At 55.9% G+C, this 15,911-nt stretch carries 16 protein-coding genes; 3 read left to right on the top strand and 13 right to left on the bottom strand.

The window, feature by feature from the left end; genetic code table 11:
* Nucleotides 1-23: 23 nt before the first annotated feature.
* Nucleotides 24-257: a sulfurtransferase TusA family protein gene (locus AC2FH2_RS01980; protein ID WP_271946987.1), complete on the top strand. Its 234-nt coding sequence runs from the start codon at nucleotides 24-26 to the stop codon at nucleotides 255-257.
* 45 nt (nucleotides 258-302) lie between these two features.
* Here the strand turns inward: AC2FH2_RS01980 and AC2FH2_RS01975 are convergent, their stop codons facing one another.
* The 7 genes from AC2FH2_RS01975 to purC form a co-directional block, all read right to left on the bottom strand.
* Nucleotides 303-2,948: an Rne/Rng family ribonuclease gene (locus AC2FH2_RS01975; RefSeq protein WP_496822675.1), complete on the bottom strand. Its 2,646-nt coding sequence runs from the start codon at nucleotides 2,946-2,948 to the stop codon at nucleotides 303-305.
* Nucleotides 2,949-3,454: 506 nt separating this feature from the next.
* Entirely contained in the window at nucleotides 3,455-4,789 is a 1,335-nt protein-coding gene (locus AC2FH2_RS01970) for a sigma-54-dependent transcriptional regulator (RefSeq protein ID WP_142633961.1), read from the bottom strand.
* Nucleotides 4,790-4,801: 12 nt separating this feature from the next.
* Nucleotides 4,802-6,580, bottom strand: coding sequence for a sensor histidine kinase (locus AC2FH2_RS01965; RefSeq protein ID WP_496803657.1), 1,779 nt, complete (start codon nucleotides 6,578-6,580; stop codon nucleotides 4,802-4,804).
* A 36-nt stretch (nucleotides 6,581-6,616) separates the two neighbouring features.
* Nucleotides 6,617-7,285 carry a phosphoribosylformylglycinamidine synthase subunit PurQ gene (gene purQ, locus AC2FH2_RS01960; protein ID WP_271946978.1) on the bottom strand — a complete coding sequence of 223 codons (669 nt, stop codon included), beginning with the start codon at nucleotides 7,283-7,285 and terminating at the stop codon, nucleotides 6,617-6,619.
* 22 nt (nucleotides 7,286-7,307) lie between these two features.
* A complete protein-coding gene (gene purS, locus AC2FH2_RS01955; RefSeq protein ID WP_142633967.1) occupies nucleotides 7,308-7,538 on the bottom strand; it encodes a phosphoribosylformylglycinamidine synthase subunit PurS in 231 nt (76 codons plus the stop codon).
* A gap of 95 nt (nucleotides 7,539-7,633) precedes the next feature.
* Nucleotides 7,634-8,293, bottom strand: a complete 660-nt coding sequence (locus AC2FH2_RS01950; RefSeq protein WP_281994658.1) for a MarC family protein — start codon at nucleotides 8,291-8,293, stop codon at nucleotides 7,634-7,636.
* A gap of 129 nt (nucleotides 8,294-8,422) precedes the next feature.
* Entirely contained in the window at nucleotides 8,423-9,178 is a 756-nt protein-coding gene (gene purC, locus AC2FH2_RS01945; protein WP_271946969.1) for a phosphoribosylaminoimidazolesuccinocarboxamide synthase, read from the bottom strand.
* Between the two features lie 186 nt (nucleotides 9,179-9,364).
* Between purC and AC2FH2_RS01940 the strand changes: the two genes are divergently transcribed.
* Both AC2FH2_RS01940 and bmt read left to right on the top strand, forming a co-directional pair.
* Nucleotides 9,365-9,682, top strand: coding sequence for a DUF1476 domain-containing protein (locus tag AC2FH2_RS01940; RefSeq protein ID WP_142633973.1), 318 nt, complete (start codon nucleotides 9,365-9,367; stop codon nucleotides 9,680-9,682).
* Nucleotides 9,683-9,800: 118 nt separating this feature from the next.
* Nucleotides 9,801-10,814: a betaine--homocysteine S-methyltransferase gene (gene bmt / locus AC2FH2_RS01935; protein ID WP_271946964.1), complete on the top strand. Its 1,014-nt coding sequence runs from the start codon at nucleotides 9,801-9,803 to the stop codon at nucleotides 10,812-10,814.
* A 5-nt stretch (nucleotides 10,815-10,819) separates the two neighbouring features.
* On the opposite strand, the gene AC2FH2_RS01930 is transcribed toward bmt, so the two are convergent.
* From AC2FH2_RS01930 to ccmE, 6 genes are all read right to left on the bottom strand, one after another.
* Nucleotides 10,820-11,596: an enoyl-CoA hydratase-related protein gene (locus AC2FH2_RS01930; RefSeq protein WP_142633977.1), complete on the bottom strand. Its 777-nt coding sequence runs from the start codon at nucleotides 11,594-11,596 to the stop codon at nucleotides 10,820-10,822.
* Nucleotides 11,597-11,667: 71 nt separating this feature from the next.
* The gene (locus tag AC2FH2_RS01925; protein WP_142633979.1) at nucleotides 11,668-12,126 is read right to left on the bottom strand and encodes a cytochrome c-type biogenesis protein; all 459 of its coding nucleotides are present in this window, start codon (nucleotides 12,124-12,126) and stop codon (nucleotides 11,668-11,670) included.
* Nucleotides 12,123-14,087 (bottom strand): heme lyase CcmF/NrfE family subunit, encoded by a 1,965-nt coding sequence (locus tag AC2FH2_RS01920; RefSeq protein WP_496693202.1) that lies wholly within the window; start codon nucleotides 14,085-14,087, stop codon nucleotides 12,123-12,125. The genes AC2FH2_RS01925 and AC2FH2_RS01920 overlap by 4 nt, the downstream gene beginning before the upstream one ends.
* 75 nt (nucleotides 14,088-14,162) lie before the next feature.
* A complete protein-coding gene (locus AC2FH2_RS01915) occupies nucleotides 14,163-14,741 on the bottom strand; it encodes a holin family protein (protein WP_142633983.1) in 579 nt (192 codons plus the stop codon).
* Nucleotides 14,732-15,343 carry a holin-associated N-acetylmuramidase gene (locus tag AC2FH2_RS01910; protein ID WP_142633985.1) on the bottom strand — a complete coding sequence of 204 codons (612 nt, stop codon included), beginning with the start codon at nucleotides 15,341-15,343 and terminating at the stop codon, nucleotides 14,732-14,734. The genes AC2FH2_RS01915 and AC2FH2_RS01910 overlap by 10 nt, the downstream gene beginning before the upstream one ends.
* Nucleotides 15,344-15,464: 121 nt before the next feature.
* Nucleotides 15,465-15,911 (bottom strand): cytochrome c maturation protein CcmE, encoded by a 447-nt coding sequence (gene ccmE, locus AC2FH2_RS01905; protein WP_142633987.1) that lies wholly within the window; start codon nucleotides 15,909-15,911, stop codon nucleotides 15,465-15,467.

Here is a 15,911-nt window from a genome sequence, read left to right as displayed (position 1 = left end):
GAAAGTGGAAATATCTCAGGTACATGTCAAACCAAACCGAGACACTGGACGCGTTGGGGCTGCTGTGCCCTCTGCCCGTCCTGAAGGCCCGTAAACGGCTCAAGTCAATGCCCGCGGGAGCGGTCTTGAAAGTGCTGGCGGATGATCCCGCTGCAGTCATTGATGTTCCACATTTCTGCATGGAAAGTGGACATCGCTTGCTGTCACAGGAAGAATCTGACGGGCATCAGGTCTACACCATCCAGAAGTCCGTTTGAGACCCGTCAAATAAAAAGGCGGGCTCTGAGGCCCGCCTTTTCAAGTTACTGGCCCAACGACCACCAACCGCGCCGTTTTGGCTTGGCAGGCTCCGATGGCGTTTCCGGTTCATCCGCAACCACTTCCAGCACAGGCTCTGTGACTTCTACTGTTGGTTCCTCAGTGGCTTCAACCGCAACAACCTCTTGAACAGGCTCTGCCGCTTCCGGCGTTTCTTCTGTCGGCACGGCAGTTTCCGAAACCGTTTCCTGTTTCGGTGCTGCTTCGGCTTCGACAGTTTCGATTTCTGCCGGAGCTTCCGTTTCAGCTTCGACCTTGGCCTCTGGTTCAGCTTCGACGACCTGTTCGGTTATCGTCTCGGCATCTTCGGCGTCCTTCTTCTTGCGACGCGGAGCCCGGCGGCGTTTAGGCTTGGCAGGCGCTTCTTCCTGCGTCTCTTCCACCGCTACTACGGCATCTGTTGCAGGTTCTTCCACAGCTTCCTCGGACGCTTCAGCTGTATCTTCATCAGCCTCTTGCCCGTTAGAATCCTGCCCCTCGGCACCACCATTGCCCTTCTTGCGACGACGCCGACGGCGCTTGCGCTTGGGTTTGGTTTCATCTTCAGCCTGCGGCGTTTCTTCTTCGACGGTCTCTTCTTCAGAGGCGTCGACCATTTCCATCAGCGTGGCATCAACCGATACAACCGGCGCACTGGCTTCGGGAACAATCCGGCTGGCGGTCTTGAACTTCTCCATCGAGAAATCAGGGCTTACCAGATGCACATCCCCTTCGATGCGAACCGACAGACCATAGCGCGCTTCAATCTGTGCGATATGCTCGCGCTTTTGGTTCATGAGGAAGTTGGCGATGCTGACCGGGCAGCGCACCAGCACCTCGCGTGAGCGACGGCGCGTGCCTTCTTCCTCGATCTGGCGCAGAATGCTCAGCGCCATGTTGTCATCCGAACGGATCAGGCCGGTGCCATGGCATGCCGGACAAGGCTGTGTCGTTGCCTCCAACATACCGGGACGCAGGCGCTGTCGGCTCATTTCCATCAAACCAAAACCAGATATACGACCAACCTGGATGCGCGCACGATCTGTTTTCAGCTTTTCTTTCAGGCGTTTTTCGACAGCGGCGTTGTTCTTCCGCTCGTCCATATCGATAAAGTCGATGACGATCAGACCGGCCAGATCACGCAGGCGCAACTGGCGAGCCACCTCTTCGGCGGCCTCAAGGTTGGTCTTCAGGGCCGTTTCCTCGATCGAACCTTCTTTGGTTGCCCGACCCGAGTTCACATCGACCGCGACAAGCGCTTCGGTTACGCCGATCACGATATAGCCACCCGATCTCAGCTGTACTGTCGGGTTGAACATCCCCGCCAGATAGCTTTCCACCTGATAGCGCGCGAACAATGGCAGCGCGTCTTCGTACCGCTGCACATTCTTGGCGTGCGACGGCATGATCATTTTCATGAAGTCCTTGGCGATGCGATATCCGCCTTCGCCTTCGACCAGAACCTCGTCGATGTCGCGATTATAGAGATCGCGGATCGACCGTTTGATCAGGTCGCCTTCTTCATAGATCTTCGCAGGCGCGATGGATTTCAACGTCAGCTCGCGGATCTGTTCCCACATACGTTGCAGATATTCGTAATCGCGCTTTATTTCGGATTTGGTGCGTTTCGCCCCGGCGGTCCGAATGATAAGACCCGCCCCTGTCGGGACGTCAATCTCAGCCGCAATTTCCTTAAGCTTTTTGCGATCAGGCGCGTTGGTAATCTTACGGCTGATGCCGCCGCCCCGCGCAGTGTTCGGCATCAAAACACAATATCGGCCAGCAAGTGACAAATAAGTGGTCAGAGCTGCACCTTTGTTGCCACGCTCTTCCTTGACGACCTGCACAAGCAGAACCTGGCGTACTTTGACGACTTCTTGAATCTTGTACCGGCGCGCGCGCGGTTTGCGCGGTGGACGGATGTCTTCGCTGTCATCTTCGTCGGCAACCGACTCAATGGTCTCGTCTTTTGCAGTGGCGTCCGTACGGGTGTTTTCTTCTTCGTCGTCGCCAGCCTCGTCAGGGGCGTCCTGATCAGCGCTAGCATCTGATTGGTCGACTTCTTCCGCAGGCGCGTCTTCAGTCTCTGCGGTTGCTTCTTCCGCCTCCGGTTCGTCCGTCGGCTCTTCTACCGGAGTTTCTGCCACATGATCGGCCGGAGATGTTCCTTCTTCTACAGAAGGATCATTGGCCTCATCGCTCTCATCCAGGTCAATCGTTTCCATGCCTGTGGGTTCGGACGAGACTTCGACCGATTCCACTGCATCATCCGATTTGATATCGGCAGCCTTGGCGCGCGAGCGCGAACGGCGTCTTTTGGGCTTGGTTTCCTCAGCCTCATCACGCGCACGCATTGCCTCGGCATAGGCGCGCTCTTCTTCCATCAGAGCTTCGCGATCAGCGACGGGAATCTGATAATAGTCGGGATGAATTTCCGAGAACGCCAGGAATCCGTGGCGATTTCCGCCATAGTCAACAAAAGCTGCCTGCAGCGAGGGTTCGACCCGTGTAACTTTTGCTAGATATATGTTGCCAGCAAGCTGACGTTTGTTTTCGGATTCAAAATCGAATTCCTCGACCTTGTTTCCGTCAACCACCACGACGCGGGTTTCTTCCGCGTGGGTGGCATCGATAAGCATTTTCTTAGCCATGTTTCCTTGGTGCACCGCGCCAAACGCGTTGTCCTAACCCGTCCAGGAGGATGGGTGCTTTTGGGGTGGTGTCTTGTCAGGGCGATTTCAGACGGCGCGCTGCAGGGTCTGGCACTGTGGCCCCCTGCCCGTACACTCAGTCGTTGCGCGCGCGTCATCGCGGTTCTTCTCCGACAGGCGCGAACGACCGCTGCCTGCCCATTTATTCCTTTCGCCCGCTTTTCTGCGGGCTCAGGCGTTCAATCACCCCGGTAAGGGGCACAATCGGTCTGCTTGGCCAGTGTGGGACGTGGTCTCCACCAGTGGCGTAGCAGCGAATCTCAAAGATCGGGACTTTTCGGCGTCAAATCCGCCCAGCCCGTCTGGTTACAATAAAAGCAGTCCTGTGGAAAAGACAATGGGCAAACTGCATTGAAGACCCCGACCACCGGTCGGGATCTCGTTATCCAGCTAAAAACATTACTTGGTATCACCCAAAGGGCCACAAAGGCATCGGCTCAAGCCCGTCACAGGTAATCGGAACGTTGCAGGCCATATTTGGCCATCTTCTCATTCAATGTCCGACGCGGCAGGCAAAGTTCATCCATAACCGAGGCAATCGACCCCTTATGTCGCCGCATGGTATTGTCGATCAGCATCCGCTCGAATGCCTCGACATATTCCTTGAGCGGCTTGCCTTCGGTCGTCATCACGGGCTGCATTTCTTCGTGATCAGACATCAACAGAGACGCGATCGTCCCCGATCCGCGACGGGATTGCAGCACGGCACGTTCCGCGATGTTTATCAGCTGCCGTACGTTTCCGGGCCACGGCGCTTGCAAAAGCTGAGCTGCCTCTTGCGCACTGACCTGAGGTGCATCGCAGCCGTATTCTTCAGCGAATTGCTCGCTCAGCCGTGTGAACAGGGTCAGAATGTCTTCACCGCGCTGACGCAGCGGCGGCATTGTGATCCGCAATGCTGCAAGCCTGTAGAACAGATCAGGGCGCAGAACGTCCTCGCTGGTTTTCCCAGCTTCCTGCAGGTTGGAAATTGCCACGATGCGGGTTTCGGCAGGTGTGCCCTGATCGTTCATGACACTCAGCAGTTTCGCCTGAAGCGTATCGCTGAGCGCCTCGACATCCTCCAGAACCAGAGTTCCACCCCGGGCTTCCTCAATCGCGGGCAACTGGCTGTCTTCTGGCATCATCGGGCCGAACAGACGCTTTCCCAAGGCCTCTTCTTCGAGAGCAGCACACGAAACCAGAACAAATTTTTTGCCTGCGCGACTGCCAACAGCGTGCAACGCATGTGCAACCAGGGTTTTCCCGGTGCCGGTTTCTCCGTCGATCAGAACATGACCGTCAGCCTGCCCCAGATCCAGAATATCCTCGCGCAGGCGCTCCATCACGGGGCTGGCACCGATGAGCTTGTTCATGATCTGAGTGCCACCAGACAGCTCGCGGCGCAGGGCCCGATTGTCCAGCGTCAACCGGCGGGCATTGCTGGCACGTTTGGCCAGTTCGGACATCCGATCCGGGTTAAACGGCTTTTCGAGGAAATCAAACGCACCCACGCGCATGGCCTCAACCGCCATTGGCACGTCACCGTGGCCGGTAATCATGATGACCGGCAAGGTGCTGTCCGCGCCCATCAGCTTTTTCAACAGCTGGATACCGTCCATACCAGGCATCTTGATGTCCGATATGACGATACCCGGATAATCCGGACCCAGAACTTTCAGTGCATCCTCGGCACTGGAAAAGGTTTCAGTGTCATATCCCGACAGTGCCAGCCATTGGCTGATCGACTGGCGCATGTCCTGTTCGTCATCAACAATGGCGATTTTCATGGCCTGTGCCATATTCATTCCTCGTTATTCAGCGGCCTCAAGGCCATCGCTTCCAAGTATCGGCAGTTGCATCTCAAACACCGCGCCACCGTGCTGGCTGTTGCGCGCGGTCAGCCGTCCCCCATGGTCGTTCACGATACCGGATGAGATGGCAAGCCCCAGACCGACTCCATCGCCGGGTTGTTTGGTCGTGTAGAACGGCTCAAACAGGTTTTCGATGTCTTCAATCCCATAGCCATTATCGCGTACAGTCAGCACCGCCTGGTCACCCGCGGCCAGTATGATTTCAACATCCGGTTCCGATACAGACTTGGTGGCGTCCAAGGCATTACGCAAGAGGTTCACCATAACCTGTTCGATCCGCATGCGGTCGCCCATGACTAGTACGGTTTCTTCCGGCAGTATCTGCGTAATCTTGACGTGCCTTTGACGCAGTTGCGGCTCCATCATGGAGAGGGACGAAGCGAGCGCTTCGCCAAGGTTAACTGGTGAAAACGCATCCGCACCCTTGCGGGCATAGGACTTGAGCTGGCGTGTTATTGCGCCCATCCGTTCAATCAGGCCGTCGATGCGGCCAAAGCTGGCCAGCGCCTCTTCGGGGCGGTTCCGTCGCAGCAGCAAACGCGCGCCGGCAAGATAGGTCTTCATTGCAGCCAAAGGTTGATTCAGCTCGTGGCTGACGGCCGCAGACATCTCGCCCAGGGCCGCGAGTTTCGAGCTTTGGGCCAGCGTCTGCTCGGCTACTTCCAGCGTCTTTTCAACCCGTTCCCTCTCAGCGATTTCCCGCTGTAGCCTTGCGTTCAATGCGCGAAGCTCTGCCGACTCGCGCTGGAACAAGGCCATTCTGAACGTGGCCCTACGGCTGAGCGCATAGAAGGCAAGCGCCAACAGAATCGCAAAACCCATGATTTCCAATGCAAGAACGCTGTTTACCTTCTCACGGATCGAGGCGTAGGTCGTGAACGAGGTCATGGTCCAGCCGCGGAATGGAATGCGTGTCTCCATGCGGATCACCGCCTCGCCCTGCAAATAGGCGTCGGGGGGCAGAGCCGTCCAATCGGTCGTGGCCCTGATAGCGCGCTGGATGGCACTTTGCGGCGGCTGCCGCAGCATGGCAGCCCCCTCTTCTACTCCGCGCCATTGCGGTTCAGTCGACAGAATAATGGTGCCCGTACTGTCAGCGACCAGAACAGCATCGGAGATCCCTGCCCAGGCGCGTTCGAATTTCTGCAGATCAACCTCGACAACGATGACACCAAGGATATCCGACGAGGCCTCCATCCGGCGCGAATAGATAAAGCTGTAACCACCGGATTCCTTTTCAATCACGGTGAAGATGGTCGAGTTTGACCGAATGGAATCTACAAAATACGGCGCGTTTCTGTGCGTCTCGCCCAACCGGCTGCGATCAGTTGCGGCAACAGATCGGCCATCCCGGTCTAAAAGCATCAAGGATGCGGCGCCTATCTCTTCGACAAAAGAAATAAGTCGCTGCGTGGACAGTGTAAAATCGCTGGATTGCAACGCCGAGATCAGCGTCGGATCCCGCGCTAGCAGCTGCGGCACAATCGCATTTCTGCGCAGCTCGCTCAGCAGGTTCCCGGAATACAGAGCAAGGCGCAGTTCGGCCCGGTTTCGCGTGGATTCAGTAAACCGATCCGTCAGCAGACTGTTGGTTATCCATATCGTCGCAACCGTTACCAACAAAAGCACCAGAACAGCCGCGCGCAAAGGCCAGCCAAGAGGCGCAGCGCGGAGCGGTTTGAACAGTGCAGACCAGGTAGAGCGTGTGTCGGAACTCATTCCCGAAAGTTACGCGGGCTAAGATGCAAGCTCAAGTCACGCAGGTGCGACGATGCCCGACAATGCGCGAAACAATGCCGTTCCATCGGTGCCACCATGCCCTTCGTCTGCCGCTCGTTCGGGATGCGGCATCATACCAAGAACACGGCGGTTTTCAGACAGAATGCCCGCAATGTCGCCAACCGAGCCGTTCGGATTCTCGGTATAGGTGAATGCGATCCGGTCGTGATCCCTGAGCGTGGACAATGTAGCCTCATCCGCGAAATAGTTTCCATCATGATGCGCAATCGGAATGCCGATCACATCGCCAGCGTTATAGCCTTGGGTAAAGGCGCTGTCGCTGGTTGCGACCTTCAGGCCTACGGTACGACAGATATATTTCAGGTTCGCATTGCGCAGCAGAGCGCCGGGCAGAATGCCCGTTTCGGTCAGGATCTGAAAACCGTTACAGATACCAACGGCGTATCCGCCACGCTCGGTGTGGTCGACCACGGCCTTGCAGATCGGGGATTGTGCGGCAATCGCTCCGCAACGCAGGTAGTCTCCATAAGAAAACCCGCCGGGGACACCAACAATGTCCACGCCCTTGGGCAGAGCAGCATCTTTATGCCAGACCATGTCTACCTGGAATCCGGCCTGTTCAAAGGCAACGGCAAGATCCCGATCACAGTTGGAACCGGGGAAAACGATGACAGCTGCGCGCATGGCTAGCCCTCCTGCAAGCGGTTCAGACCAGTTCGATCTCGTAGCGTTCGATGACCGTGTTAGCCAACAGTTTTTCGCACATCTCGGTGACGTCCGATTCCGTCGCACCCTCGGCGAGTTCAAGATCAATCACCTTGCCCTGACGGACGCCTTCGACCTGATCAAAACCCATGGCACCCAATGCGTGGCGCACCGCTTCACCCTGAGGGTCAAGTACCCCGGTTTTCAGCATCACATGCACACGTGCTTTCATTTACTGCAACTCCAGCTGAGGGCCGGTATTTGAGGCCCGTTCCGTTGTGCGCGGGGATAGCGCGACTGTCGGCGTTCGACAACCCTTGTCAGCACCTACTCGGAACCCTTTAGCGCGGGATAATGCGTATCTATTGCGTTGAAGGTCCCTGTCAGAACCATTTCAACCGCTACGGCAACCAAAATGATGGCCATAACACGGGTGATCACATTGATCATTGTCGGCCCAAAGAACCTGGAAATAGGGTCAGCGAATAACAATCCCAGCCCGACAATAGCGCAGGCAATCAAAACGGCCGCCCCCAAAGTTACTACCTCGGCGCCGTCGGGCAAACTATGCGCGAACACAATGGTTGTCGCGATAGTGCCGGGCCCAATCGTTAACGGGATAGCCAGGGGAACAACCGCAATGTTCTTCTTCTGCGCGCCATCTTTAACGGCTTTCTGATCGCTTTCTGACCGGTCAGACGCGTTCAGCATCGACATACCAACCCCAAGAATGATCAACCCACCAGCGATGCGAAAAGACGGAATGTCGATACCGAAAAGCGCCAGAATTTCTTCGCCGATCAGTACCGAAATCAGTGATACAATCACAACCGTGGCTGTCACAACCATTGCAACGCGTTTACGTTCTAGCGGGCTATACCCCTCGGTCATGCTGAGGAAAATCGGGATGCCGTATAGCGGGTTGAAAATCGCCAGCAGCGCAGCGAGGAACTTTAAAAATACTGCCTGATCAAATAGCTCGGCCATTTTTATTCACCCGATTACGCTTGTTCAACAAACAATGCCGGACAAGCTGCGGCCCTGTCAAATACCCGATCTCAAATAAAAACGCCGCCCAATATCGGCGGCGTTTTTGCGTTGTTCTTCGGCTTTCGATCAGTTGATCAGGGTCGGTTTGGACACATTGCTTTTCGGCAGAACGCCTAGGCGACGCGCAACTTCCGAGTAGGCGTCGGTCAGGCTGCCCAGGTCGCGGCGGAATACGTCCTTGTCTAGCTTCTGGCCGGTTTCGATATCCCAAAGACGGCAGCTGTCTGGGCTGATTTCATCCGCTATGATCAGGCGCTGGAAGTCACCTTCATAGACGCGACCGATTTCAATTTTGAAATCGACCAGACGAATGCCAACCGCCAGCATCACACCGCTCATGAAATCATTCACCCGCAATGCGAGGCTAAGAATGTCTTCCATGTCCTGCTGGCTGGCCCAGCCAAAGGCGGCGATATGTTCTTCGGTGACAAGAGGATCACCCAACGCGTCGTCCTTGTAGCAGTATTCCACTATCGGGCGCGGCAGCTGTGTCCCCTCGGCAATGCCAAGGCGTTTGGACATCGTGCCAGCCGCGAAATTGCGAACAATAACTTCAAGCGGTACGATTTCGCAGTTGCGGACCAACTGTTCGCGCATGTTCAGGCGACGGATGAAATGGGTCGGCACACCGATTTGATTCAACCCGTTCATGAAGTATTCGCTCAGGCGGTTGTTCAGCACACCTTTCCCGTCGATCACGTCCTTCTTTTCAGCGTTGAAGGCAGTGGCGTCATCCTTGAAATACTGCACGATTGTACCCGGTTCAGGGCCTTCATACAAAATCTTGGCCTTACCTTCGTAAATTTTCTTGCGACGCGCCATAAGCGACCTTTCCAGACTGTCGCGAGGGAAAAAGTTCCTTCGCCTTGGCGCTCTCTTAGTCCAACCCCCACCTTCCCGCAAGTTCCGAGGCCCGAGAGGCTTTGACGCAGCGCAAATACCTTGCGCCCGGATCGTCGTATCGTCATATCATTAAGGAAAGAACTACCAACCCAAGGGGTCCAACTGATGACTACGTTTGACGAGCGCGAAAACGCATTCGAAGCAAAATTCGCCCATGATGAAGAAATGCAGTTCAAAGCACAGGCGCGTTGCAACAAACTGCTTGGCCTTTGGGCGGCCGAAAAACTGGGCAAAACCGGTAATGAAGCCGATGAATATGCAAAATCCGTTGTGATTTCAGACCTGGAAGAAACTGGGCACGAGGATGTCGTGCGCAAAGTTTCCGGCGATCTCGGGGATCTGTCTTCGGATGACGATATCCGTGCAAAAATGGCCGAGTTTCTGGTCGAGGCCAAAGCACAGGTTCTCAACGAAACCAACTAAGGTCTCCCCGCAATATTCATGATCTTCATGAGATTTATGAATTTGATTTGACGCCCCGGTCATGAGACACGGGGCGTCTCGCATTTTTAGCGCGGCTCGCCAGTTTCGGAATATTCTTATGACAAATGCGCTCAGCAAACTTCTGGACTCCAACACGACTCTTTTGGCGGATGGAGCAACAGGTACAAACCTATTCAACATGGGCCTGCAGTCGGGCGACGCGCCCGAGCTTTGGAACGTCGATGCACCGGATAAAATCCGCGCGCTGTATCAGGGTTCGGTGGACGCAGGCAGCGACCTTTTCCTGACCAACACATTCGGCGGGACATCTGCGCGTCTCAAACTGCACGAGGCTCAGAACCGGGTCGCTGAACTGAACCGCGCAGGCGCAGAACTTGGCCGTGAGGTTGCTGACAAAGCCAACCGTCCGGTTATCGTCGCGGGATCGGTCGGACCAACCGGCGAGATCATGCAGCCTGTTGGCGCCCTGTCCCATGCCGATGCCGTGGAAATGTTCCACGAACAGGCGCAGGCATTGAAGGACGGTGGTGTCGATGTTCTTTGGGTCGAAACCATCAGCGCCCCAGAAGAGTTCAGGGCCGCGGCAGAAGCCTTTGCGCTGGTCGATATGCCTTGGTGTGGCACGATGAGCTTTGACACGGCTGGCCGCACCATGATGGGTGTCACATCCGCCGACTTTGCTCAGTTGGTTGAAACGCTCCCTAACCCGCCGGTTGCCTTTGGCGCAAATTGCGGGACTGGCGCGTCTGATATTCTGCGCACTGTCCTTGGATTTGTCGCACAAGGTACGGAACGACCGCTGATATCAAAAGGCAATGCCGGTATTCCGAAATATGTGGATGGACATATTCATTATGACGGCACGCCGGAACTGATGGGCCATTATGCGACCATGGCGCGAGAGGCTGGCGCAAGCATTATCGGCGGATGTTGCGGCACAATGCCCGAGCATCTGCGGCACATGAGAGCTGCGCTTGACGGTGCCCCGTCCGGTATACGCCCAACCCTTGATCAGATCACAGACGCGCTGGGCCCGTTCTCATCCGCAACTGACGGGACTGGCGAGTCCGCCCTTCCGGAACGGCGCGTGCGTAAACGCCGCCGCGCCTGACAACCTCAACGCCCTTCGAATTTCGGGGGGCGTTTTTGCATGAAGGCAACGACGCCTTCGGAAAAGTCTCGGCTGCGGCCACATTCACCTTGCAGATGCGCCTCTGCCTCGAGCTGTTGCGGCAGAGTGTTTTCATAGGTGCCGCGAATAGCCTTTTTGATGGCGCCAAACCCTGAGGTTGGACCTTTGGCCAGATACATGGCCCGCTTGCGCCAATGCGCTTCGAACTCCGCGTCGGGAACGGCTTCCCAGATCAGGCCCCAGTCGTCGGCCTGTCGAGCACTGATCTTATCGGCAAAAAGAGCAGCGCCCATGGCTTTGGCGAACCCCATCTGGCGCGGCATAAACCAGGTGCCTCCAGCGTCGGGCAACAGGCCGATACGGGCAAAAGCCTGCAGGAAATAAGCACTCTCCGTCGCGATCACGATATCCGCGCATAGCGCCAGATTGGCCCCTGCCCCCGCAGCAGCGCCATTTACTGCGGCGATTGTTGGAACCGGGCAATTATAGATTGCTTCAAGCATGGGCTCGTATTCGTCGCGCAGCGTGCGCTCAAGATCAATCTTCCCGGTGCTTGAGGCATCACCTAAATCCTGACCCGAGCAAAAAGCGTTTCCCTTACCGGTCAAAACAATCGCGCGGGCATGGGTGGCAGCGTGTTTCATCGCGTGCGTGACTTCGGCCCGCAACTGAGCGGTCATTGCGTTCAACTTCTCTGGGCGGTTCAGAGTTACCACTGCCAGATCATCCGCAATGTCCAACAGGATCGCTTCGTATTCCATCCACCCCTCCAAGGTTCGCTGCGCCTGCGACCCTGCCTCAATTTCCAATGAAGGAAAAGGTGAACCGAAGGTCAATCTTTGAGGATTTCGCGTAATCGTTCTTTCTCGGCGTCGCTAAGGAGGCCGTCACCTTCCCTTCGGTCCTGTTCCGCCGATCTTTTGCGTAAAAAGCTGAAACCAGTCGCCACAGCGATCAAAAGCATGATCGGACCGGCCAGCCACAAAAGGATGTTCGATCCTGACGTTGTTGGCCTTAGCAAAACATATTCGCCGTAGCGATCAACGATAAAGTCAATCGCCTGTCCATCTGTATCGCCGGCCACCAGGCGTTCGCGCAATAACAGGCGCAAGTCACGGGCCAATCCTGCATTGCTTTCGTCTATGCTTTCGTTGCGGCAAACCAGACAGCGCAAGCCGGAACTCAGATCCCGCGCCCTCTGTTCCAGGATCGGATCATCAAGCACCTCGTCAGGTTGGACAGCCATGCTTGGCGTTGCCAATAAAAGCAGTATCAGTAGAAACCGTTTCATTCCGCCGGAACCCCCTGCGTCGGCGTCTTGCGCGCGCCTGCCGCAACGCGAAAACGCCTGTCGCACAGGCTAAGAACGCCACCGAGCGCCATCAGTAGGCACCCGCCCCAAATCCAATTCGCTAAAGGCTTGATATAAGTCCGCACGACCCAGCCACCATTTGTCTGCTGATCTCCAATGACGACGTAAAGATCCCTGAGAAACCGATAGTCAATCGCAGCTTCAGTCGTTGGCATCCTTGAAACTGGGTAGTCGCGTTTTTCCGGATGCAGTGTTGCGATTGTTCGACCGGCCTGTTCGACCTTAACATCGGCTGTGGTTGAGAAATAGTTGGGCCCCTCGACATTCCGAACCTGTTCAAGTGTCAGGGTGAACTGGCCAACCTCGAAAGGCTGCCCCGTCTGCGCAACGCGGATATCCTCGACCTCCCATGCGGTCAGCCCGGCGATGGCAAAGATCGTAACCCCCAGTCCGGTATGGGCTGCAGCCTTGCCCCAATCGGCACCGGGCAGTCTGAACAGACGCTGCAGGTTGTTTTTTCTTCCAGTACGGCTCCAAAGGTCCACAATAGCGCCAAATGTGATCCAGGCCCCCAGAAACAGCCCCACGGGTCCCAATGCGCTGCGACCGGTCTGCATGACCCAAACGAGCAAGCCAAGCGCAACCGCCAGAAGAAATGCGAACCGCAACGAATGCGCCGCCTTGCCAAGCTTTCCACGTTTCCACGGAAGCATTGCACCAAGCGGTAATACAATCCCCAGCGCAACCATGAACGGTGTGAACGCCGCATTAAAGAACGGCGCGCCGACCGAGAGTTTGCGATCAAATGCCATCTCGGCCACCATCGGCCACAAGGTTCCGAAGAACACAACGAAACAGCTGACCGCCAATAGAATGTTGTTCAGCACCAGGGCGCTTTCGCGGCTGACCATACCAAACACGCCCTTGGCCTCCATCGCCTGCGCGCGTGCCGCATAAAGTGTCAACGCACCGCCAATGAAGACCACAAGAATGATCAGGATAAACACGCCGCGTTCAGGATCATTGGCAAAGGCATGTACGGAAGTCAAAAGCCCCGATCGCACAATGAACGTCCCGATCAGCGAAAAGCCAAAGGCGATGATTGCCAGAAGGATGGTCCAGCTCTTCAGCGCTTCACGCTTTTCTACCACGATAGCAGAATGCAACAGGGCTGCCGCCAATAGCCACGGCATGAAAGAAGCGTTTTCGACCGGATCCCAGAACCAGAACCCGCCCCAGCCCAGCTCGTAATAGGCCCACCAGGATCCAAGCGCGATCCCAATGGTCAGAAAAATCCATGCGGCCAGCGTCCAGGGACGCACCCACCTCCCCCAAGAGGCATCCACGCGCCCTTCGATCAGCGCGGCCACTGCAAAGCTGAATGCCATGCTCAGGCCGACATAGCCAAGATACAGAAACGGCGGGTGGAATGCCAAACCTGGATCTTGCAATAATGGGTTGAGATCGCGCCCATCGAACGGGGCGATAATCAGGCGGTCAAAGGGGTTCGAGGTGAGCAGGATAAAAGCGTAAAACGCCACCCCTACGGCCGCCTGAACCGCCAGCACGCGCGCTTTGAGCGTCGGAGGTAACCCTGCGCCAAAAAAAGCGGCCATGGCCCCGAAAACTGCGACGATCAGGACCCACAGTAACATTGACCCTTCGTGGTTGCCCCACGTGCCGCTGATTTTATACAGCATCGGTTTGGCGGAATGGCTGTTTTCAACCACTATCCGCAATGAGAAATCAGAGGTGGTAAAGGCCCAGACCAACGCCGCGAAAGAGAAGGCGACTAACAGAAACTGTGCAATAGCGGCGGTTTCTGCAAAGGACATCCAGCCAGTCCACCGTTTCGCCGCCCCTATCAGCGGAATGACCGTCTGAACGATGGCGACGAGAAAGGCGAGTATCAGCGCGAAGTGACCAAGTTCTGTAATCATGATCCCGCATATATTCCTGTTGAGGGACAATCACCAATCACTTTCGCCTCTGCCGGACGCACATAGTGTCGCGGGTCAGGCCGACCGACCCCGCCGCCAATCCTCGAGCGCAGGGTTGAAATCGGGTTTTAGGACCTCATCGGCCAAGCCTGCATCTGTCCCAGTATCAGCGACCCCAATCAAACGTTCCCGCATCTCTGCCAGTGTTTCGATGTTTTCCATAACTTTCGGAGTACGTGTCATCGTTGCCGAAATTTCTCGCTGCAGATCCTGCACTTTGGTCTGGTGTCTTGCGCCGAAATAGAACGAGACGACCACGCCCAACAACCACCACAAGGGCTCAGGCACCAGCGCAATCCCCTGCATCCGAGCGGCAAACCAAAGCGGATCGACCATAGCGGCGACAAACAGCCCCAATGTTCCCAAGGCCATGGCGGGGCGCGGCAGCCGGTTGAGCCCGTCCATAAAACGGTCAAATGCACCTTTTTGAACCCGCTCGAACTCAGTCCTATATTGTTCCAGTACTCCCTGTTGGCGCGTCAGGTCGCGTTTAGCGCCCTGCTCAGCATTTTCACGAAAGACTTCGGTTGTTTCACGCACGACATTCCGACCCTCGCCAAACAAGAACGCAAATATCCCCGAGATCAGCCCCATTCAGAAACCCTCCTTTGAAATTCTGCGTCGCTAAGATGATAGGTCGGTGACAGGAATTCCTCAGCGCGTCGTATCCAGCCACCTTTTGCCCCAGACCGGGACCGAGCATATTTGCGAGAGGCTGGACGCCGTTCCGCTATCCGGAAATAATAGTTTCTCCTGGCAACGCCATAGGCATCCCGCAGCGCGACAGGGTCCGGTTCAGTTGCAGCACTACAAGCCTGCGCCGTCTGCGGGCCTACAACGCCATCTACGACGACATGATACCCCATTTCACGCAGCAAATATTGCATAATTTTAACAGCTTGAACGCCTGAATTCACGTACATGTCGAAAACAGATGGCTGCAGAATGTTAGGCAGTAGGTGTAATCGCGGTTTTGAGAAATAGTGGCGGATAAAGATTTCAACGGCCTGCGACCGGCTCAGCCGCCTTACATCGGATACATCAACGTTCCCGTCCTGCGTCAGGTCCAGTTGCAATCTGCGCATGGTATGGATTGTTACGCCGAATTTTGTCGCTCCACCCGGATCGTCGGGGTCATCGACAAAACCACCTTCACGCGTAACTATCTGTTCCGCGATCTGCCGAACCGTCTGCATGTACTGTTCTCCAACTTGGGACAGACAGACGCTCGGACAATTCTGTTAATACAGCTAAAATAGAAAGGGCGCTGCATGTCGATCCACGCAACGCCCGAATTCCGATCTCAAAGCCTATGGCTCAGCTCTCGCCGGCCTCCTTGTAAATACCTTGTTCTTTCAACGCGTCCACAACCTCTTTTGGCATATAGGTCTCATCGTGTTTCGCAAGAATTTCTGAGGCTTCAAAGACTCCGTTTACGTAGCTTCCGGTACCAATCATACCCTGGTTTTCCGAGAACAAATCAGGCAAAACCCCAGTAAACGTGACCGGCACACTTTCGCCACCGTCCGTCACCACAAAACGCACGGTTTCCCCTTGCCCCCGCACGATCGAACCCTCTTCGACCAGACCACCGATCCGGAATACTTCAGTCGGTTTTGGCGGCTCTGCCATTACTTCACTGGGCGAGCGGAAGAAATTGATGCCGTCCTGCATAGCGTATCCGATCAACGCCGTAGACACTGCCAAAGCAACGATTGACAGAAGGATGATTTGAACGCGACGACGTTTCTTGAGCGTTTTCAT

It is taken from the genome of Ruegeria sp. YTSA105, assembly GCF_059610225.1.
The sequence above is the reverse complement of the archived record's forward strand: the minus strand, read 5'-3'. Positions and strand labels throughout refer to the sequence as shown.